This window comes from Bacillus cereus group sp. BfR-BA-01355 (assembly GCF_022663675.1).
GTDB classification, from domain to species: Bacteria; Bacillota; Bacilli; order Bacillales; family Bacillaceae_G; genus Bacillus_A; species Bacillus_A thuringiensis_S.
Genome location: NZ_JAKUFY010000067.1, coordinates 1 through 19,333, shown reverse-complemented (window position 1 = coordinate 19,333; position 19,333 = coordinate 1). Strand labels below are relative to the sequence as shown.

Genomic DNA, 19,333 nt, shown 5'->3' with positions numbered 1-19,333 from the left:
AAAAAAACGAATTGTACTTAAGTAGAGATAATTAAAGGAGGGCTTAAAGAATGTCTGAACAAAACAAAGCGAAAACATTACCAGATCGCAATGAGATTGAAGAAGCAAGTACGTGGCGATTAGAAGATATTTTCCAAACAGATGCAGAATGGGAAAAAGAATTCCAAGCTATTAAAGAGCTATTACCGAAGTTAACTGAATTTAAAGGGAAACTTGGTGACTCTGCGGACAATTTACTTGAGGCATTGCAATATGAAGACGAAATTTCAATGCGATTAGGTAAGCTATATACATATGCTCATATGCGTTACGATCAAGATACAACAAACTCTGTATATCAAGCATTAAATGATCGCGCAACAAATTTATATTCACAAGTATCTAGTAGCACAGCGTATATTGTACCTGAAATTTTGTCGGTTTCAGAAGATACACTGCAAACATTCTTGAAGGAAAATAGAGATTTAAGTGTATATGAACATGCATTAGAAGAAATTACACGTCAACGCCCGCACGTATTATCAGAAGCTGAGGAGGCTTTATTAGCGGAAGCATCTGAAGTAATGAGTTCATCAAGCAATACATTTGGTATGTTGAATAACGCGGATTTAAAATTCCCATCTATTAAAGGTGAAGACGGAGAAGAAATAGAAATTACACATGGTCGTTACATTCAGTTTTTAGAAAGTGATGATGGCCGTGTTCGCGAAGATGCATTTAAAGCTGTATATGAAACGTACGGGAAATTTAAAAATACATTCGCAAGTACGTTAAGCGGAGCAGTAAAACGTAATAATTTCAATGCGCGTGTTCGTAAATATGATTCTGCTCGCCAAGCTGCACTAAGCAATAATAATATTCCGGAAGCAGTATATGATCAACTTGTTGAAACGGTAAATGACAACTTACATTTATTACACCGTTACATCGATATTCGTAAGCGTGCATTAGGACTTGATGAGCTTCATATGTATGATTTATATACACCACTTGTACCAGAAGTGAAAATGAATGTGAAATACGAAGAAGCGCAAGACCTTTTATTAAAATCTTTAAACGTACTTGGTGATGAATATGTTGATATTTTGAAAGAAGCATATGAAAATCGCTGGGTAGATGTGTATGAGAATAAAGGAAAACGAAGCGGGGCATATTCATCTGGTGCATATGGAACAAATCCGTATATTTTAATGAACTGGCATGATAATGTAAATAATTTATTTACACTTGCTCATGAGTTTGGTCATTCGGTGCATAGTTACTATACAAGAAAAACACAACCGCACGTATATGGTGATTATTCCATCTTCGTAGCAGAAGTGGCATCAACTTGTAATGAAGCGCTTCTAAATGATTATTTATTAAAAACGACAGAAGATAAGAAAGAGCGTCTATATTTATTAAATCATTATTTAGAAGGATTCCGTGGTACTGTATTCCGTCAAACGATGTTTGCAGAGTTTGAACATATTATTCATAAGAAAGTACAAGAAGGACATGCTGTTACGCCAGACATGCTAACGGAAATCTACTACGATTTAAATAAGAAATATTTCGGTGACGCTTTAGTAATCGACGAAGAGATTGGTTTAGAATGGTCTCGTATTCCGCACTTCTACTACAACTATTACGTATATCAATACGCAACAGGATTTAGTGCAGCGACAGCTCTATCTAAACAGATTTTAGAAGAAGGACAACCAGCAGTAGAACGTTATATTAACGAGTTCTTAAAAGCAGGAAGCTCTGATTATCCAATTGAAGTGCTGAAAAAAGCAGGAGTAGATATGGTATCTCCTGAACCAGTAAAAGAGGCACTACAAGTATTTGAAGAGAAATTAAATGAATTAGAAGCATTATTATTTGAAGAAAAGTAATGAAAAAAGACGAGAGATTGTATCCTCGTCTTTTTTGTTGAATAAATTCAATGTCGATATTTGTCGAAAAAATAAGGTGAATTTCTTTGTTTTTCTAACTGAAAGGATAGTTTTACAGCTGATTTTTGAAATTAAAACCCTTTGAATCTTTTTTTATGATTGAAATAAGAGAGAGTGATAACGATGATTCCAAATAAAAGAGGTAAGGCAATAATTTTAGGAAAAGCTTGTAGTAGAGAGAGGATGTACAAGAAAAAAGAAACGATGACAGCTAGAAAGAGAAGAGCAATATAAGATTTTTTCATAAATAACCCCCCTAAATGACCTTTTTTATAGCTTATTCAAAAATGAAAACGTTTAGAATGTGACAAAAGTGTGAATTTCGACAAAAGGGGTTGTCATCTGGCGTCGAATCTTGTAATATAATAAGCGTGAACGAATTCACATACAAACATATACCCCTTTGTTTGAACGTGAAAATTTCTCCCATCCCCTTTAATATTTTTATAAGCCGTAAAGAAAAAGACCTGGTGTTTACACCAGGTCTTTTTCTTTTGCTATCCATTTCCAATAACGTTCGCATTTTACTTCAATCATTTGTACTTTTCGTTTCAGTTGTAATTTTTTAAGTTCGCGCTCAATTTCTTGCTGCGGACAGTCATAAATAAATGCTACTTCTTTTGAAGATATAAATTGTGTTGCTTCTAGTAATGCTTCTAAAGGTGGTAATGGTTCTGGCTCAATTTCACATTTTACAAGTTCTTTCAATAATTGTACGTATACATCGTAGGAATAATTTCCAGCGATTTTAATACCTTCTTCATCTGAGTTCGCATGAAAAAAGACGAGGGAGGGTATTTCTGTAATATGCATCTCATTCGTGAATTTCAAGTCACATTGGAAAGCTTTTTTTGCACTAGCAGAATGTAGATCTTTTTTAAATTCTTCTACATCAATATTGCTATCTTTCGCACATGCAAGTAATAGTTCGCAGTCAGGGTTTGATACATTTTCAAGGAAAATGTATTCTTGGAGTTTTCGCAAAAACTTCGAACCTGCTTTTCGGCCTTGCAACTCCGCCGCCTTAATTGCCATCGAAACTAAATATGGTGTTGACGATGCTTCTTGCATATGTACCTTTCCATCACATGAAAAACCTTGTAAACTTGTTGTCTTTTCCCACACAAATCGAATATTAGCAGGTTTATTCCATTTGTGTGAGGAAGCGTTCGTTCCATCCACTTTTCCTGTTACGATATGACGAATAGAGAAGTATTTCCCGTATTCAAGCCATAGTTTAATAATAAAAGGCTCAATTTCCCAGCAATCTTTACAAAGTGGATCAATAAATAAATATGCTTCTACAGACTTATGCTCGCATGCGGAAGGAGATGGCATATTTATATGCTTTGCTTCCTGCTTATCCATTACACTTCACCTGTTTCGTTTGGAGTATTAACCATATGCTGAGCGGTTAATGCTAAACGTTCAAAAACAAACTCTCTTATATGACCATGCACTCCAGTATCATCCATTGCTTGCTCCATACATGATAGCCAAGCCTCTGCTCGTTTTGGAGTAATCTCAAACGGAAGATGGCGTGCCCTTAACATAGGATGACCATGTTCTTCAGTGTACAAATTAGGACCACCTAAATATTGTGTTAGAAATTGCTTCTGCTTCCTAGCGGTTTCTGTTAAATCTTCCGGGAAGATGGGAGATAAGTCAGGGTGTTTACTGACATAGGAATAAAATGTATCTACTAATATTGCAATGCATTGTTCACCGCCAATTGCTTCAAATGGTGTCATCGGTTGCTTGCTCATCCTTTATAAACTCCTTTTTCCATGAAATGTATATCTATTGTAGCAATGGAATGTTCGAGAGGGCAAATAAACAGCCTTCTCAAACATTCTTTGCTTATTCTACGGGTGTAAACTTTTTTAGTAAGATGTATCCACTAGTGAAACATATTCACTAGTGGAATTTTCACTTTAGCGTGCTTTGTTTTGTTTGGCAAGGAAAAAGCGTTTTACTTTGTTATTTGTATGACGAACAGGTATGTTATGTTGCGTTAATAAATGAATAAATGCAGCTTTTCCTGTTTCTTCATCTTGCACTTCAAATTCAATTTCATAATCATCGTGATTGTAATAGAAACTATGATCAAAGACAAGCGTTCCGCCTTTAAATAATGCTTCGGCTCTTTCAGTTGTTAAACTACCCATATAAGTTAAAGTGGAAACAGGAATTTGTAATTTGTGTAGTTGATCCATTACAGCCCCTGGAATGATTACGTTTGTTTCCATCATCATTCTTGCTTCGTCTTCTGTTACGACTTGATGCGTTTCTAACAACCCGACTTCTGCAGGTTGTTTCAATGTTAATGTATAAATTTCTCCTTTATGACGAATACGAAGTGCAGAGCCGGCTTCTTTTAACGAGAAGCCCGGTGTTTCAAAGTAGTGATTCACCTGTTTCGTAAATGCTTCAATAGAGAATGATTTACATAATGTATCGAATTCTTCTTCTGTAACAATATTTTTAAATTCAATTTCAATTTCTTGTGTCATTGTATGCGCGCTCCTTTTAAAAAATAATTCTTTACACATTATCGCTTTTTCATAAATTTGGTTCAATGTTTTATTTGTTTGCGTCCATGTTATGATACAATAATACTGTTAAGTAAGACAGGAAGTTGAGATGGAGGAGTTAGAGCATGCAAAATAAAATTCAAGTTAAGAGCGTAGAAAAGAGAGAGAATGCGCTTATTTTTTGTGCGGAAAATAATGAAATAGAGGTAAAGGAGTTAAGTGCGCGTAATCACGTACTTGTAGACTCAGACAATTTATCATTTTTATATATTTTAGAAAACGAATCATCTTTCATTTATGTAAGTATTCCGCACACATGCTGGGAAGCAATGCATGAAGCGATGAATAACGATATAGTAATGTTCGTTCGTGTGAATGACGTTGAAATGGAATTAGAAAATTTAAAAGAAGAAGTAGAATATTTAGTTGAAAATATTGAAGGTAATGCAAATTACGGAGAAGAACTAGTAACTGCTGTAGAAAAAGTATTTCTATAAGCAAATGGATTGATTTTGGTGGTGGTTGAAATGAATCGAAATTGGGAAGAATTTTTAGCACCTTACCATCAAGCGGTGGCAGAGCTGAAAGTGAAACTAAAAGGAATGCGTACTCAATTTGCAATGTTGACAGAGCATTCTCCAATTGAGTTTGTAACAGGAAGGGTAAAGTCGGTTGCTAGTATTATTGATAAAGCGGAGAAGAGAAATGTACCGCTAGATCGGCTGAGAGAAGATATGCAAGACATCGCGGGCCTTCGAATGATGTGTCAATTTGTTGATGAGATTAAGCCTGTTGTAGAATATCTTCGAAAACGAAATGACTTTGAAATCGTGGAAGAACGTGATTATGTCACGCAAAAGAAAGATAGCGGCTATCGCTCTTATCACGTTGTCATTAGTTACCCCGTTCAAACGATTCAGGGAGAAAAAAAAGTATTGGTAGAAATCCAAATACGCACGTTAGCAATGAACTTTTGGGCAACAATTGAGCATTCTTTAAATTATAAATATAGTGGACGTTTTCCTGAAGATATTAAAATACGCTTGCAACGTGCAGCGGAAGCGGCGTTTTTATTAGATGAAGAAATGTCTTCTATTCGTCTTGAGATTCAAGAAGCGCAGAAGGCTTTTTCAAGAAAGCAAGAAACGAAAGATTCCGAATCATAAACTAAAGGGTGTTGGGCGATGAAATTTACAATTATGTCAAAGGGAGATCAATCATCAGATACACTGGCAAGCACGATGAAAGAGTACTTGTTAGATTTTGGATTTACAATGGATGAAAAGGAACCCGATATTGTAATTTCTGTTGGGGGAGATGGAACGCTTTTATATGCGTTTCATCGTTATTATAATCGATTGGATGAAACAGCATTTGTTGGTGTACATACAGGACATTTAGGTTTCTATGCAGATTGGTTACCGACAGAAGTAGAGAAATTAGTAATTGCGATTGCGAAAACACCATTCCAAGTGGTGGAATATCCGCTTTTAGAAGTGATTATTCGCTATGTGAATGGAAGTAAAGAGTCACAGTATTTGGCGATGAATGAGGCGACTGTAAAAAGTGCAGAAGGTACATTAGTAACAGAAGTAGAAATACGCGGAGAATATTTTGAAACATTCCGCGGGGACGGCCTTTGTATTTCTACTCCTTCAGGAAGTACTGCATATAATAAAGCGCTTGGCGGAGCAATTATTCACCCTTCTATTGAAGCGATTCAAATTGCAGAAATGGCGTCCATTAACAATCGTGTGTTTCGTACTGTGGGATCGCCACTCGTATTGCCGAAGCACCATACATGTGTGTTAAAGCCAGCTGCAGGAATGAACTTACAAATTACAGTGGATCATTTAACGATGGTTCATCAAGATGTGAAATCAATCCAGTATCGCGTCGCAAACGAGAAAGTACGATTTGTTCGTTTCCGCCCGTTCCCGTTCTGGAAACGAGTTCGTGACTCGTTTGTTGCAGATAAATAGAAAGGGTTATAAATTTGAACAGATTTACATTGAAATGGGATATAGGACTGGCTGAAGAGAGTACTTTAGTTAGGGAATTTTTGAAAACGAAAGGTATTTCTAAAGCCGCTTTAACGGATATAAAGTTTCACGGCGGGGCAATTGAAGTAAATGGTCAACATGCGAGTGTTCGTCATCAGTTGCGCGCTAGTGAAGAATTACGCATCTTTTTTCCAGTGGAGGAAAGAAGTGAAGGGATGATTGCAGAAGATATCCCTTTATGCATTGTATATGAAGATGATGCGGTTCTTATCATTAATAAAGAGGCGAACATGTCAACGATTCCATCTAGGGAACATCCGACAGGGAGTGTTGCCAATGCGCTTTTATCTCATTATGATAAGCAGCATCTTGCAAGTACAGTACACATTGTAACACGGTTAGATCGTGATACTTCAGGGCTTATGCTTATTGCAAAAAATCGTTTCGTGCATCATCTTTTATCGAAGCAGCATCAACAAAAAGCTGTGAAACGAACGTATGAAGCAATTGTTCACGGTGAGATGGTAGAACGAGAAGGAATGATTGATGCACCAATTGGTCGGAAATCTGATAGCATTATTGAGCGAACGGTTTGTGAGGATGGACAAAGGGCAGTTACTCATTTTAAAGTAATTGATAGTACATATCATAAGACACATGTAGCGCTGGAGCTTGAGACAGGAAGAACGCATCAAATTCGTGTGCATATGGCTCATATAGGACATCCATTACTTGGTGATAACTTATATGGAGGAAGAAGGGATGAAATGAAACGGCAAGCACTTCATAGTAAATCTTTGACGTTTTATCATCCTATTTTAGAGAAAGAAATGTCTTTCACTATAAAGATTCCAAGCGATATGCAAGAGTTACTTAGGAATGCTTAAAAAGGGAACAAAATTCTTATGTTATAAAGAATTTTGTTCCCTTTTTTCTTAGCGGAATAATATTAAAATTTGGTTTTCACGCGTACGCTTTATAACGAAAAATCCACTTTCGGCTTTTGTAGCAATGCCATTGTCATTTGGACGACAATATCCATGCGTTTCGCAAGTGCCGTCATCACGTACTAACATTTGCCCAATTAATCCGACAGGAAGCCACTCGGCGCGATCTTTTCTTGCTACATATTTGCAAGCTGGATCCCATTCTGTATTTAAAAGAGGTTGTATTTCTTCTGATTCCGTCCATACATATTGGCGTTTTCCAAAGTTGTCTGTTTTATAGCGTTTTTGCCAACTTAAAGCCCCGCTATTTCCTATAAGTGCAGGAGTTGCACTAGATATTCCTAAAATGAACGAATCGTGTGAAGTAGCTATCCGAATTTTTTCTTCGCTACTAAATGTAACGAAATAACCGACATCAATAGGTTTATGACCTTCTGTTTCAAACATTTGTGCAAAATCCGTTCCGCTTGCATTGTAAGACGCGCCCTCAATATACATTTCTCCATTATGGGCAAGCCATTTAGCACCGATATTATGGTCGGTGTCGTTTGCACCATTTGCAATAAACCAGGAATAAGCTTCTTCTGCAGTGCCGAAGCGCCCCATAATATGGCTACCTGCAAAATGAGCTGTTGATGTATGATGACCTTCCGCATGAGAAGAGGAGCCGTTAGCGATAGTTGCGGTTCCTTCTGCGTGTGCTGCTTCGCCTAAAGCAGTCGTCTGTTTACCCTCCGCATGAGAATAAGCACCGCCTGCTGTCGTTTCACTTCCCTCACTATGCGAACTATGTCCAGTTGCTTTTGAGTTGGATCCTTCTGCATGAGAGAAAGAACCTTTTGCGTGTGTTAATAAGCCTTCCGCATGTGCTGCCATGCCCTCCGCATGAGAGTGAAGCCCCTCCGCATATGCATATCGGCCGCCCCTTTTAACTTTTGTATTTTCAGGTGTAGGTGTCTCAATTATGAGTGGTTTTTCAGTTTGTATATCATTCGATGAAGCTAATGCTTCTTTTATTTTTTTTACTTTGTTTATAATAGCAGCTGGAATTTCTGGTTCCACTTTTTTATTTATTGCTACAGAATTATTTTCTTCCGCCGTTTCTTCTGTTTGGTTAGAACGTAGTACCTGTTCATCTTGATTTGAGAGCTGTTTATTTTTTTGTTGCATCTTTATTTTTCTGCGATCGATTATGTGGTTCATCACAGCATTTTCTAAAGAGACATATGTTGGTTTTACTTTGCTTTTTTTTGATGACTCTTGTTCTTCTAGTTCTTCTATGGCTGCAGCCCGAATGCTACACCAGTTGTTAATTCCGTACATGGGCAGATATAAAGGGGGAAATTTTCTTTTTTGTTTAGAAGATTTTTTCTTCATTCTGTCACCTCCTGCGACATTATATGTAAAGTAATTAAAAAAAGATGCACTTTATTGCATCTTTTTTTAATTACTTTACCTAGTTTTATATGAGATCTGCCTAAATAATACGGTAATCTCTCGCTAAGTAAGGTAGTTATGAAATTGGACGGAACTTCTCAGCGACAAAAGGTAAAGAAGAAGGGACAGAGATAGTCTCCATTTCAGGATAACGTAATCCGGTTAATTTGCCACCAAATACAGCACCAGTATCAATATTGACTGTCTGATTGACGAATCGAGGTTCTTTTACTGGTGTATGTCCATATACAATCCAAGCTTGCCCCTTGTATTCTTGCGCCCAATCGCGACGGACAGGTGAGCCATCGGCATGCTTTTCTCCTGTAATATCACCATATAATACAAAGGTTTGTACTTTTTTATCTCGTCTTCCTATGTAATCTTGCCGAATCCCAGCGTGACATACGATTACTTTTTTTTCATCTAGTATGTGGTAGAGTGGTGATTGTTCATAAAGAGTGATAAACTTTTCTTTTATAATGTTTTGCTTATGAGAAGGAAGTGCCTCATATTCAGCGACAGTTGTTTCAAGTCCGTGAGCGATTGTTACATTACGTCCAAGGAAAAATCGATATAGTTTATTACAGTGATTTCCAGGAGCGTAATAAGCTTCTTTTTTATGTATGACAAGTTCCCATACAATTTCGATCATACGTAATGAATGAGGACCACGGTCTGTAATATCACCAACGAATGCAAGTTTACGTTGTTCAGGGTGGATCGGTAGACCGCTACTCCAGTTATACCCTAGCTTCTCTGTTAAATTTTGAAACTCTTGGAAGCATCCATGAATATCTCCTATAATGTCATATTTCATATTTAAACCTCCATCGTATTTTTCATTAGTATATCTAAAAAAGGATAGAGATAAAAATATAGCGTTTTTGTGTTGTTCATTTAAACATAAAGCTTTTCGTTCTTGAGCGAATATTTAAAATGAATCCAATCGCAATCATGTATGTAAGCAGTGAACTTCCTCCGTAGCTCATAAGAGGTAATGTTATCCCTGTAATGGGAAGTAATCCGATTGTCATCCCGATATTTTGGAATACTTGGAAAGTAAACATTCCGATTGTACCAGCGCAAATGTAACTACCGAAAGGGTCATTACTTTCTAAAGCGATATGAATCATTCGAAAAATGAGTAAGAAAAAAAGTGAAATAATGACACTTGCACCTAGAAATCCAAATTGTTCAGCGACATTAGTGAAAATAAAATCTGTATGTGGTTCTGGAAAATATACTTGTCCATTTTCCCACCCCTTTCCTTGCATTTCTCCGGATCCAGTCGCTAAGAATGCTTGTCTTAATTGATAGCCTTGCGCATCATATTTGTAAGGTGCCAACCATCCGTAGAAGCGATTTAATTGATATTCTTTTAAAATGTGTGCTTTAAAGAAATCTGTGTGAGTAAAAAAAATATATATTAATGTAGATCCAGCCACGAAAGTACCTGAAACTAATCCGAAAATAAAACGCCATCGTATGCCAGAAACTAGTATCATTGCTGCAAGCATCGCTGAAATGACCATTGTGTTTCCTAAATCTGGTTCTTTTGCAATAAGTAGTAGTGGTGGCAAGCTTGTCGCAAATATTTTTCCAAGTAATAAAAAATCGTCACGCATTGTTTGGGAAAAATATTTCTCATTATGATTTGCTATAATTCGTCCAATGACGATAATTAAAAACAATTTCATAATTTCAGAAGGCTGAAAATTTCCGATGCCTGGGAGCCTGTACCAAGCGGTAGCGCCTTTAATTGTAACGGCACCTGGTACTTGAAGTTCTAGTCCAATAAGTAGTACCATTGCAAAGCTATACAAATACCAAGCAATTTTTTGATAACGATCGAAATCGATAATCATAATAACACCAATGGCTATAAATCCAATGAAGTACCATTGGATTTGCTTGAGTACAAAATTGACGTTTTGTAAAAATGGCGGTAAGGAGGCTTGCGCACTTGCAATAGCACAACAACTAACAATCCCAATGGCAAATAAAATAAATAGTAATACGTAGTCTATTTGATATTGAGAATTTGAATCTTTCAATGTAGGTATTCCTTTCTACTGCTCTTTATAGTAATGGATTTTATAGTATGAGAAAGAATGTATGAACTATACGAATGATTCACATATAGTCCATACACTTTTGATTTTGCAGAGTAGTTTAATTGTTTAACTCTTTAATAATTATATCCAAACAATGGGCAAGACGTACATGTGCGTCAGGAAAAATATCTAGTTGATGAAGGTAGTATTTTAAGGAACTTTTACACCATTTGTAAGCACTAAGTAGAGCTGTTCTATAGTCTATAGTATTTTGTAAAAATCCATATTCTTTTGCTGTTATAACGAGGTGTGTGAAATCTTCGCAACCTTGAAGTAGTTTATTGTGTATTTGTTGTCCAGCATGGTAGCGAAATTGACTTAAAGGCTCAGAAATGTATATTGCATTTCCTTTAGAAAGTAAAGAAATCCATGAGGCCATATCAACACTACAAGAATATTGTCGCTCTTTAAGGGTGCCAAAAGGTTCAGTGAGCAAGTTCTTTCGAAACAAAGTAGTTGTAGGTTCGCCGATAATGTTGTGGCCGGCCTTTAGCATCCAGTCGCCTAAAAATATTCCGTTTAATGGGGTATCTTCGCTATATAACTTTTGTGTTGGATGGGCATCGCCGATTAGATTTCCATGATCATCAATACGTACTCGATAAGAAGTAACAAGAGCAAGATCTTTATTGGAATCTTGCTCAAAATAGGCCATCATTTTTTGTATTTTATGCTTATAAAACACGTCATCGTCCATTAAAAAATTTATATACTCACCATTTGATTTTTCTATGAGCATAAGGTCATTGTGAAATTGTCCTAGAGTAGAGATATTTCGAATGTATGTTATATTTTTATAATTTGGTAAGTATTGTTCATGGATTAGAGTTGCTGTTTCATCATTTGTACTATCATCTCCGATGATGATTTCAATATTTGAATAAGTTTGTGCCAATGCACTTTCTAGAGCGATTTTGAAATAATGGGGTCGATTATAAGTGGGAATAAGGATAGAAACGAGAGGTAGATTTTTTTCACTCGCCATACATAACTTCCTTTCAGAAGCTTTTTTTTGTAAGAACAATATCTTGGTAACTTGTATATTCTGGTCTGCCGCACCATAAACCATAATGTGGCTTATTGATTATTTCTAGACCATACTTATTCAATAGATTGCAAATATCTGTCTCAGGATAAGCAACTGCAAAATTGGGAATATCTTTATTTACAACGTAGCAATTTTCAATTCGATGATAAAAACCTAATGTACTTTGTCCTGCATTTAAATAATAGGACGATTCAGGATTTATTAGAAAGAATGTAATGAAACATCTCCCGTCTTTTTTTAATACACGTACAATTTCAGATACGTAATGTTCTAATTCTTTTGGAAGAAGATGTGTAAATACAGAAGTTAAAAAGATAAAATCGAATGTTCCGTCTTCATAGGGAAAACGATATTGAGAGGCATCTTCTTTTCCTTCTGGATTATAGAATTGATTGTATATGTCAACATGTTCAAAGTGAAAATTATTACGCATAGTTGAAATGTTATTTTGACACCAAGTAATTCCATCTTTAAACAAATCAAATCCATAATATGCTCCATCATCATTTAAGTAATTCATTAATGGTACAGCCATTCGGCCGACGCCGCAGCCTACATCTAATACTTTTTCATTTGATTTTAAAGCGCCAATTTGAATAAAATGCTTTAGGAACTCTTTTCCCACCTTTTTGAAGTCGCCACCTACATATTGGACGAGTTCAGGAGGGGGGAGTAAAGTCATTTCTTTGTTAAGTTCGCTCATGAGTATACCCCTTTCTTGTGTGAGAATATGCAGTCACTCTATTAATAAAATTTTCAATTTGTAGTGAGAGAACAAAGGAAAACAATTGTTATATGTAAGGAGATTCCACAAAAGAAATACTTAATTGGATTAGAAGTAAGAGAAGAATGAGTGAAAATGGAATCTCCTATAGATTAAATCTTGTTTATTCTTTTCTCCAATAAACGCCAAATACATCAATTTTAGTAATAGGGGCTTTTAAATTTCGTTGCTTTCTAAAGTCTGTCACAGCCTCAGCGCATGGCGGTAGCCCGTAGTCATCGATAATTATATAGCCACCTTTAGAAACTTTATCATATAAGTTCATGAGACCATCCATGGTGGATTCGTACATATCACCATCAAGCCGTGCAATTGCTATTTTTTCAATTGGTGCTGTTGGTAAAGTATCTTTAAACCAACCTTTTAAAAATTTCACTTGATCATTTAGTAAATCATATTTTTTAAAATTCTCTTGTACTTGTTCTAAAGAGACGCGTAAGTAATCGAATGTGTGTAAATAATCACCGTAATCTTTTGGATATTGTTCTAGATTCGGTGCTGGCAAACCTTCAAATGAATCTGCGACCCACACAGTACGATTCGTAATGTTGTTTGCTTGTAAAAAACCATTCATAAAAATGCATGATCCTCCGCGCCATACACCTGTTTCAATAAAATCTCCCTCTATATTTTCACGAACAACGGTTTCCATTGCCTCTTGTAATTGGTTCATACGTTCTCGACCAATCATGCTATGTGCTGCTCTTGGCCAATCCATTCCATCATGACGTTCACTTTTTGAAACATTTGGTTTTACAATTTTTAAGTTATGGTTTTCGGCATATTGCTTAATGAATAAAGGGAGGGGGACTGTAACGGGTTCGAATTCTAGTTCTTTCGAAATATGTAGAGATGCGGGTAAGTATGCCTCATATTCCAACCATATTTCAAATAAAATTGTTTTCTTTAGCAATTCGAGATAAAGCTGAACAGCAGATTTACTTTCCATATTTGTGCCTCCTGCAAAATGTCATACAACAATATGATTATGTAGCTAACGAATGTTTCATGATTGAATTTGAAATTGAAAAAGCAGTAAAACTGATATCAGTTTTACTGCTAAGTAAAAAATTAAGCAACTTTTTCAATAATAATGGATGCACTCGTACCAAGAGCTAATGATAGCCCAAGTCCTGTAACAATTACTTCAACCAATGATGGAGTTGTCGTAATTTGCGTAATTGCTTGAATAACGATAGGTGCTCCAAGTGAGATTAAACTTGATCCAGTACCTGGTACAGGTACTCCATTCACTTGGATTGTAAGACCTCCTAATAAGCTTACTGTTGCAGTATTAGCGATAACAGTAATTTTATAGAATCCAGTTTCGCTAATTACGAAAGTGTCAGCATCTAATTGAGAAATTGCTGTACCAAACTGAGATCCAACAGTATTAAATGGTACCGGATCATTAATTCCTAGATCTAAAGAAATCCCACCGGAGTTAAATGCATATAATCCTGCTGGAAGTCCTAATCCGGATGGTCCAGTCGGTCCAGTAGCCCCCGTAGGTCCAGTAGCTCCCGTAGGTCCGGTAGCCCCAGTGTCACCAGTAGGCCCGGTAGGTCCAGTAGCCCCAGTGTCACCAGTAGGCCCCGTAAGTCCAGTAGCCCCAGTGTCACCAGTAGGCCCGGTAGGTCCAGTAGCCCCAGTGTCACCAGTAGGCCCGGTAGGTCCAGTTATTCCAGTTCCTCCGCCAGTAGGTCCAGTAGGCCCGGTAGGTCCAGTAGGTCCAGTAGGTCCGGTAGGCCCCGTAGGTACAGTAGGCCCGGTAGGTCCGGTAGGTCCAGTAGGCCCGGTAGGCCCAGTTGGAAGGGTAAACGGTGGTATCGGTGGTAATGTTGGTCCTACAAGATTAGGGTCAAATGCACTAGCTGATAAAGATTCATCGGGATTTAATCCATTTGAATAATTATTATTTGACATAAATTCACCTCCATAAAGCGTTCATTATATAGTAGATGCAAAACCGAAAGAAAATGACACGGACATTTGAATTATTGAAAAGAAATCTTAAACTACTTGAACAATTTAAAAAAATGGAAAGTTTAGTATATGTATAACATATGATTGATTTGGAAGAGGGTGATTATGTTGAACAAGCAAGGAATTACAATTAGTTTATGTATGATTGTTCGAGATGAGGAGGAGACAATAGCCCGTTGTTTAGAGACAGTTGAGAAAATTGTGGATGAAATTATAGTAGTGGATACAGGTTCCGTCGATCGAACGAAAGAAATCGTAGAGAAATACACTTCTAACATATATGATTTCCAGTGGATTGATGATTTTGCGGCAGCAAGAAATTTTTCTTTTTCAAAAGCGACGCAAGAGTATATATTGTGGCTAGATGCAGATGACGTATTATTAGAAGATGCTCAAGAAGCATTGAAACTCTTAAAAATAGAATTAGATCCTAAATTTGATGCTGTTTCGATGCCTTATCATCTTGCGATGGATTCTAACGGGAAACCTTTATATTGTACAAAAAGAAATCGACTTGTAAAGCGTGAAAAACAATTTCAATGGTTTGGAAAGGTTCATGAGTATTTAGCTATTGCTGGTGAGACTTTTAGTAGTAAAGTTGCTATTACACATAAAAAAGAAAAAAAAGTAACAAATCGTAATTTGAAAATTTTTCAAAATACTGTAGCTGCAGGGGAAGAATTGAGTTCGAGGGATTTATTTTATTACGCAAATGAATCTATGGATAACCAAAAATATGATGATGCAGTTCTTCTTTATGAAACATTTCTTAATCAAGACGAAGGATGGTATGAAGAGAAAATTTATGCATGTGGTAAGTTAGGAGATTGCTATGCGAAGCTCGGAATGTGGGAGAAGGCAATCGAATCTTGTGTGAAGTCGTTTCGGTATGACGTCCCTAGAGGAGAGAATTGTACAAGAATAGGATATATATATATGGAACAAGAAAAATATAATGAAGCGATATTTTGGTTTAAACTTGCAACGGAAGTACCAATGGCAACGGAAAGTCCTTTTCATAGTCCAGCTAGCTACACATGGCTACCCTATTTACAAATGTGTATTTGTTATAGCAGGTTAGGGGAGCAGGATAAAGCGTATTATTACAATGAATTAGCAGCTTCTTATGTTCCGAATAATGCTGCAATTGAATATAACCGTAAATATTTTCGGGGAGTTTTTGATAAACCATATAAAGCGTAATAGGTTTCGTTTTTTAGAAATGATTTATCGTTATTCTAACTCTAATAGATTGGTTATATATTAGAGTATCAGTAACGAAACCAATATAGATAAAAAATTTTATAAAGCTATTTGCGGGCTAATAATCAGTGGGGGATGAACAAAATCTGCACTTTATAGAATTCATATGAGATTTATATTTCTAATTCAATTTGCATAAGGAGTGTGTGAAATGAATCGCGAAAAAAGTTCTTTATATGAAGAAAAATCCGAGCATTATTATAATGCAGCGAATCCGAATTTATTAAAGCATATAAAAAAGGAATGGAAAGAAGTTCTTGATATTGGTTGCTCGAGCGGTACATTGGGAGCAGCTATTAAAGAAAATGGTACACGTGTATCAGGAATCGAGGCATTTCCAGAGGCTGCAGAAAAAGCGAAAGAAAGACTAGATCATGTTATTTTAGGGGATATAGAAAAAATAGATCTTCCTTATGAGGAGGGGCAATTTGATTGCATCCTATTTGGAGATGTATTAGAGCATTTATTTGATCCATGGGCTGTGATTGAAAAGGTTAAGCCATATATAAAGCAAAATGGTGTGATTTTAGCAAGTATACCAAACGTTGCTCATATTTCAGTATTAGCTCCCTTACTTGCCGGAAATTGGACGTATACAGAATATGGTTTATTAGATAAAACACATATTCGTTTCTTTACATTTAATGAAATGCTAAGAATGTTTTTAAAAGCAGGATATGTTATTAGTAAAGTAGATCGTGTATATGTTGATCATAAAATGTATGAGCCACTTATTGAGGAGTTATATGGAATTTGTAAAAAATATCGTCTTGGAAGTGGCTTCATGGCTGAGACAGTTGTATTTCAGTATATTATTGAAGCTGAAAAATCACAATTATGAGTGCTGCAGACAAAACAATATTATTTGTTACATGTATAAATGATCGGAAATTGTATGCAAACTGCGTGCGACATATATTGCAATTGTTAGTACCACCAGGGTATATTGTCCAATTTATGCCGATTCGAAATGCGAAAAGTATGACGAGTGGATACAATCAAGCCATTTCGCATCCAGCGAAGTATAAAGTGTATTTACATCAAGATGTTTTTATTATAAATAGAGCTTTTTTATACGGATTACTTCAATTATTTGAGGAACATGAACACCTTGGTATGATTGGGATGGTTGGAGCGCAATATGTTCCTCCAACTGGTGTATGGAACGAAGGGCGTGGAATTGTAGGAAAGGTCATTGGTTATATGAATGATTTGTTTTATATGGCAAGTTTAGAACAACCGTATCACGAATCAAAAACATTTATTCCTGTAGAATGTATTGACGGTTTATTAATGGCGACACAATATGATGTTCCGTGGCGAGAAGACTTATTTGACGGATTTGACTTTTATGATGTATCTCAATCATTTGAATTTAAAAAAGCAGGATATACAGTCGGTGTACCTGTACAGCGCGATGCTTGGTGTATCCATTATCATTTTGATGTGAATATGACGAACTATGAGAAGTATCGGGAAATATTTGTGGAACACTATATGTCAGAGGTAAATAAGGAAGAATAAAAGGGGGGACAAAAATGAAAGATCATACAATATTAGTTGTTGTTTGTGTAAATAATGAAGAGCTTTTCAAACAATGTGAGAGCCAAATCAGAAACATTTTTGTTCCCCCTGGCTATGTCGTACAAATTTTTCCGATACGAGATGCACAAAGTATGGCAAGTGCATACAACCGAGCCCTTTCATATCCAGCGAAATACAAAGTGTATATACATCAAGATACATATCTTATTAATCGAGACATGTTTTCTACACTTATATCTCTTTTTAAAGAAAATGAAAAGCTTGGTTTAATAGGAGTCGCTGGGGCTCAGTTTTTACCGAATAACGGGATATGGTGGGAAGGAAAAAATTTAGTAGGGAAAGTGATTGAATACAGAAGACAGAATTATCAATTATTAAATTTAGATCAGGTTTTTTATGGTAATCAACCATTTTTGTCAGTTCAGGCAATTGATGGTTTATTCATGGCAACGCAGTATGATATTCCGTGGCGAGAAGATTTGTTTCAAGGGTTTCACTTTTATGATGTGTCACAGTCTTTAGAGTTTCAAAGGGCTGGTTATTTAATCGGTATCCCAAATCAAGCAAATTTATGGTGTATTCATTACAACGGGGATGAGTTTGATGCGGATACATATGAGAAGTACCGGCAAGTGTTTATAGAACATTACAAAGATATATTATCTCCATCATAAAGGAGAGATGCAGAGTGAAAGGAATTATTTTAGCAGGTGGTACTGGATCGAGATTATATCCAATAACGAAAGTAACGAATAAACATTTACTTCCTGTTGGTCGGTATCCGATGATTTATCATGCGGTATATAAGCTAAAACAATGCGATATTACAGACATTATGATTATTACAGGTAAAGAGCATATGGGGGATGTTGTTAGCTTCTTAGGGAGTGGTCATGAATTTGGCGTGTCCTTTACGTATCGTGTGCAAGATAAAGCGGGCGGTATCGCACAGGCGTTAGGGCTTTGTGAAGATTTCGTCGGGAATGATCGTATGGTAGTTATATTGGGGGATAATATTTTTTCAGATGATATTCTTCCGTATGTTGAAGAGTTTGCAAATCAAAAAGAAGGTGCGAAAGTGCTCTTGCAATCTGTAGAAGATCCCGAAAGATTTGGCGTAGCACATATTCAAAACCGAAAAATAGTTGAAATTGAAGAAAAGCCGAAAGAGCCGAAAAGTTCTTATGCTGTTACGGGAATTTATTTGTATGATTCGAAAGTTTTTTCTTATATTAAAGAATTAAAACCTTCTGCACGGGGAGAACTTGAAATTACAGATATAAATAATTGGTATTTAAAACGAGGGGTACTTACTTATAATGAAATGAGCGGCTGGTGGACTGATGCGGGAACTCATGCTTCTCTTCAAAAGGCGAATACGTTAGCACGGGATATTGATTTTGGGAAACAGTTTAACGGAGAATAGGTGAGAATATGAAAGTCGTAGAAACAAATTTTATCGATGCAAAATTGTTAGAACCGAGGTTGTTTGGAGACGAGCGTGGCTTTTTTTCAGAAAGCTATAATAAGCAGGTGCTAGAAACATTAGGGATTACGTATTCATTTGTACAGGATAACGTATCTTATTCGGCTAAGGCAGGAACGATTCGGGGACTACACTTTCAAAAAAAACCGAAAGCACAAACGAAACTCATTCAAGTTATGCAAGGGGCAATTTATGATGTTATCGTTGATTTACGAAAAAAATCACCAACATTTAAACAATGGAAAGGGT

The 19,333-nt window shown here is 36.3% G+C and carries 22 protein-coding genes; 11 read left to right on the top strand and 11 right to left on the bottom strand.

The features are described from left to right. The first annotated feature begins 50 nt into the window (after window positions 1–50). On the top strand, window positions 51–1,877 hold the full coding sequence (gene pepF / locus MR167_RS20330) for an oligoendopeptidase F (RefSeq protein WP_106103831.1): 1,827 nt from the start codon (window positions 51–53) through the stop codon (window positions 1,875–1,877). A gap of 131 nt (window positions 1,878–2,008) precedes the next feature. On the opposite strand, the gene MR167_RS20325 is transcribed toward pepF, so the two are convergent. From MR167_RS20325 to MR167_RS20310, 4 genes are all read right to left on the bottom strand, one after another. After that, complete coding sequence (locus MR167_RS20325; protein ID WP_000750354.1) at window positions 2,009–2,182, bottom strand: hypothetical protein; 174 nt, start codon at window positions 2,180–2,182, stop codon at window positions 2,009–2,011. A 229-nt stretch (window positions 2,183–2,411) separates the two neighbouring features. Further along, entirely contained in the window at window positions 2,412–3,305 is an 894-nt protein-coding gene (locus MR167_RS20320; RefSeq protein WP_000360643.1) for a ClpXP adapter SpxH family protein, read from the bottom strand. Further along, window positions 3,305–3,703 carry a globin domain-containing protein gene (locus tag MR167_RS20315; RefSeq protein WP_000043386.1) on the bottom strand — a complete coding sequence of 133 codons (399 nt, stop codon included), beginning with the start codon at window positions 3,701–3,703 and terminating at the stop codon, window positions 3,305–3,307. Before MR167_RS20315 ends, MR167_RS20320 begins: the two co-directional genes overlap by 1 nt. 168 nt (window positions 3,704–3,871) lie before the next feature. Further along, the gene (locus tag MR167_RS20310; RefSeq protein ID WP_000191102.1) at window positions 3,872–4,450 is read right to left on the bottom strand and encodes a CYTH domain-containing protein; all 579 of its coding nucleotides are present in this window, start codon (window positions 4,448–4,450) and stop codon (window positions 3,872–3,874) included. A 146-nt stretch (window positions 4,451–4,596) separates the two neighbouring features. On the opposite strand from MR167_RS20310, the gene MR167_RS20305 reads away from it, so the two are divergent. The 4 genes from MR167_RS20305 to MR167_RS20290 are packed head-to-tail and all read left to right on the top strand — an operon-like array spanning window position 4,597 to window position 7,361. Beyond that, window positions 4,597–4,968, top strand: a complete 372-nt coding sequence (locus tag MR167_RS20305; RefSeq protein WP_001179996.1) for a UPF0738 family protein — start codon at window positions 4,597–4,599, stop codon at window positions 4,966–4,968. Between the two features lie 30 nt (window positions 4,969–4,998). Further along, window positions 4,999–5,637 carry a GTP diphosphokinase gene (yjbM, locus tag MR167_RS20300; RefSeq protein WP_001081480.1) on the top strand — a complete coding sequence of 213 codons (639 nt, stop codon included), beginning with the start codon at window positions 4,999–5,001 and terminating at the stop codon, window positions 5,635–5,637. 18 nt (window positions 5,638–5,655) lie between these two features. Continuing rightward, window positions 5,656–6,453 carry an NAD kinase gene (locus MR167_RS20295; protein ID WP_000673196.1) on the top strand — a complete coding sequence of 266 codons (798 nt, stop codon included), beginning with the start codon at window positions 5,656–5,658 and terminating at the stop codon, window positions 6,451–6,453. 14 nt (window positions 6,454–6,467) lie between these two features. Beyond that, window positions 6,468–7,361, top strand: a complete 894-nt coding sequence (locus MR167_RS20290; protein WP_001079127.1) for an RluA family pseudouridine synthase — start codon at window positions 6,468–6,470, stop codon at window positions 7,359–7,361. A gap of 48 nt (window positions 7,362–7,409) precedes the next feature. Here the strand turns inward: MR167_RS20290 and MR167_RS20285 are convergent, their stop codons facing one another. The 7 genes from MR167_RS20285 to MR167_RS20255 all read right to left on the bottom strand — a co-directional run bounded on the left by MR167_RS20285 (window position 7,410) and on the right by MR167_RS20255 (window position 14,730). Continuing rightward, window positions 7,410–8,798, bottom strand: a complete 1,389-nt coding sequence (locus tag MR167_RS20285; RefSeq protein ID WP_016077970.1) for a peptidase G2 autoproteolytic cleavage domain-containing protein — start codon at window positions 8,796–8,798, stop codon at window positions 7,410–7,412. Between the two features lie 136 nt (window positions 8,799–8,934). After that, a complete protein-coding gene (gene prpE / locus MR167_RS20280; protein ID WP_000872690.1) occupies window positions 8,935–9,675 on the bottom strand; it encodes a bis(5'-nucleosyl)-tetraphosphatase PrpE in 741 nt (246 codons plus the stop codon). A 76-nt stretch (window positions 9,676–9,751) separates the two neighbouring features. After that, window positions 9,752–10,912, bottom strand: coding sequence for an FtsW/RodA/SpoVE family cell cycle protein (locus tag MR167_RS20275; protein WP_000655325.1), 1,161 nt, complete (start codon window positions 10,910–10,912; stop codon window positions 9,752–9,754). 118 nt (window positions 10,913–11,030) lie between these two features. Next, window positions 11,031–11,957 carry a glycosyltransferase family 2 protein gene (locus tag MR167_RS20270; RefSeq protein WP_000135606.1) on the bottom strand — a complete coding sequence of 309 codons (927 nt, stop codon included), beginning with the start codon at window positions 11,955–11,957 and terminating at the stop codon, window positions 11,031–11,033. 13 nt (window positions 11,958–11,970) lie between these two features. Further along, on the bottom strand, window positions 11,971–12,723 hold the full coding sequence (locus MR167_RS20265; protein WP_001292844.1) for a class I SAM-dependent methyltransferase: 753 nt from the start codon (window positions 12,721–12,723) through the stop codon (window positions 11,971–11,973). 184 nt (window positions 12,724–12,907) lie between these two features. Further along, window positions 12,908–13,753, bottom strand: a complete 846-nt coding sequence (locus MR167_RS20260) for a TylF/MycF family methyltransferase (RefSeq protein WP_000444387.1) — start codon at window positions 13,751–13,753, stop codon at window positions 12,908–12,910. 122 nt (window positions 13,754–13,875) lie between these two features. Next, window positions 13,876–14,730, bottom strand: coding sequence for a BclA C-terminal domain-containing protein (locus tag MR167_RS20255; RefSeq protein WP_242315330.1), 855 nt, complete (start codon window positions 14,728–14,730; stop codon window positions 13,876–13,878). A 165-nt stretch (window positions 14,731–14,895) separates the two neighbouring features. On the opposite strand from MR167_RS20255, the gene MR167_RS20250 reads away from it, so the two are divergent. From MR167_RS20250 to MR167_RS20225, 6 genes are all read left to right on the top strand, one after another. After that, window positions 14,896–15,993 carry a glycosyltransferase gene (locus tag MR167_RS20250; RefSeq protein WP_000932911.1) on the top strand — a complete coding sequence of 366 codons (1,098 nt, stop codon included), beginning with the start codon at window positions 14,896–14,898 and terminating at the stop codon, window positions 15,991–15,993. Between the two features lie 211 nt (window positions 15,994–16,204). Then, on the top strand, window positions 16,205–16,894 hold the full coding sequence (locus tag MR167_RS20245) for a class I SAM-dependent methyltransferase (RefSeq protein ID WP_001078436.1): 690 nt from the start codon (window positions 16,205–16,207) through the stop codon (window positions 16,892–16,894). Further along, window positions 16,891–17,577: a glycosyltransferase family protein gene (locus tag MR167_RS20240; RefSeq protein ID WP_001271181.1), complete on the top strand. Its 687-nt coding sequence runs from the start codon at window positions 16,891–16,893 to the stop codon at window positions 17,575–17,577. The genes MR167_RS20245 and MR167_RS20240 overlap by 4 nt, the downstream gene beginning before the upstream one ends. Window positions 17,578–17,591: 14 nt before the next feature. Then, window positions 17,592–18,272, top strand: a complete 681-nt coding sequence (locus MR167_RS20235) for a glycosyltransferase family protein (RefSeq protein ID WP_000651525.1) — start codon at window positions 17,592–17,594, stop codon at window positions 18,270–18,272. Window positions 18,273–18,286: 14 nt separating this feature from the next. After that, complete coding sequence (locus MR167_RS20230; protein ID WP_000676159.1) at window positions 18,287–19,024, top strand: sugar phosphate nucleotidyltransferase; 738 nt, start codon at window positions 18,287–18,289, stop codon at window positions 19,022–19,024. A gap of 8 nt (window positions 19,025–19,032) precedes the next feature. Beyond that, on the top strand, window positions 19,033–19,333 hold a 301-nt coding region (locus tag MR167_RS20225; RefSeq protein ID WP_242315329.1), incomplete at its 3' end, for a dTDP-4-dehydrorhamnose 3,5-epimerase family protein.

Bases quoted from the DNA above. Each gene is read 5' to 3' on its own strand.
- pepF (WP_106103831.1), top strand. From the start codon at position 51: ATGTCTGAACAAAACAAAGCGAAAACATTACCAGATCGCAATGAGATT.
- MR167_RS20325 (WP_000750354.1), bottom strand. From the start codon at position 2,182: ATGAAAAAATCTTATATTGCTCTTCTCTTTCTAGCTGTCATCGTTTCT.
- MR167_RS20320 (WP_000360643.1), bottom strand. From the start codon at position 3,305: ATGGATAAGCAGGAAGCAAAGCATATAAATATGCCATCTCCTTCCGCA.
- MR167_RS20315 (WP_000043386.1), bottom strand. From the start codon at position 3,703: ATGAGCAAGCAACCGATGACACCATTTGAAGCAATTGGCGGTGAACAA.
- MR167_RS20310 (WP_000191102.1), bottom strand. From the start codon at position 4,450: ATGACACAAGAAATTGAAATTGAATTTAAAAATATTGTTACAGAAGAA.
- MR167_RS20305 (WP_001179996.1), top strand. From the start codon at position 4,597: ATGCAAAATAAAATTCAAGTTAAGAGCGTAGAAAAGAGAGAGAATGCG.
- yjbM (WP_001081480.1), top strand. From the start codon at position 4,999: ATGAATCGAAATTGGGAAGAATTTTTAGCACCTTACCATCAAGCGGTG.
- MR167_RS20295 (WP_000673196.1), top strand. From the start codon at position 5,656: ATGAAATTTACAATTATGTCAAAGGGAGATCAATCATCAGATACACTG.
- MR167_RS20285 (WP_016077970.1), bottom strand. From the start codon at position 8,798: ATGAAGAAAAAATCTTCTAAACAAAAAAGAAAATTTCCCCCTTTATAT.
- prpE (WP_000872690.1), bottom strand. From the start codon at position 9,675: ATGAAATATGACATTATAGGAGATATTCATGGATGCTTCCAAGAGTTT.
- MR167_RS20270 (WP_000135606.1), bottom strand. From the start codon at position 11,957: ATGGCGAGTGAAAAAAATCTACCTCTCGTTTCTATCCTTATTCCCACT.
- MR167_RS20265 (WP_001292844.1), bottom strand. From the start codon at position 12,723: ATGAGCGAACTTAACAAAGAAATGACTTTACTCCCCCCTCCTGAACTC.
- MR167_RS20260 (WP_000444387.1), bottom strand. From the start codon at position 13,753: ATGGAAAGTAAATCTGCTGTTCAGCTTTATCTCGAATTGCTAAAGAAA.
- MR167_RS20255 (WP_242315330.1), bottom strand. From the start codon at position 14,730: ATGTCAAATAATAATTATTCAAATGGATTAAATCCCGATGAATCTTTA.
- MR167_RS20250 (WP_000932911.1), top strand. From the start codon at position 14,896: ATGTTGAACAAGCAAGGAATTACAATTAGTTTATGTATGATTGTTCGA.
- MR167_RS20245 (WP_001078436.1), top strand. From the start codon at position 16,205: ATGAATCGCGAAAAAAGTTCTTTATATGAAGAAAAATCCGAGCATTAT.
- MR167_RS20240 (WP_001271181.1), top strand. From the start codon at position 16,891: ATGAGTGCTGCAGACAAAACAATATTATTTGTTACATGTATAAATGAT.
- MR167_RS20235 (WP_000651525.1), top strand. From the start codon at position 17,592: ATGAAAGATCATACAATATTAGTTGTTGTTTGTGTAAATAATGAAGAG.